The organism is Streptomyces lydicus (assembly GCF_000717345.1).
Lineage (GTDB): Bacteria > Actinomycetota > Actinomycetes > Streptomycetales > Streptomycetaceae > Streptomyces > Streptomyces lydicus.
In genome coordinates this window covers 1-240 of the sequence record NZ_JNZA01000118.1, presented here as the reverse complement: position 1 = coordinate 240, position 240 = coordinate 1, and the positions used below count along the sequence as shown (strand labels likewise).

At 65.0% G+C, this 240-nt stretch carries 1 protein-coding gene; it reads right to left on the bottom strand.

Features of this window, described 5'->3' with window-relative positions:
- The coding region (locus tag OO62_RS36245) for a transglycosylase SLT domain-containing protein (RefSeq protein WP_033271987.1) at window positions 1-240 on the bottom strand (240 nt) is incomplete at both ends.

Genomic DNA, 240 nt, shown 5'->3' with positions numbered 1-240 from the left:
TTGTCGATGGAGCCGTAGCGGTGCGCCGCGTAGTTGGCGGCGGCGGTGATGTTGGCGACCGGGTCGGTGAGCTTGTTGGCCGTTCCGGCGACGTGGTACTGGTCGAACGTGGGCTGGATCACCTGCAGCAGACCCTTCGAAGGGATGCCGTTGATCGCGTTGATGTCCCAGTCGTTGACGGCGTTGGGGTTGCCGCTGGACTCGCGCATGATGTTGCGGTGCAGGCCCTCGTAGGAGCCG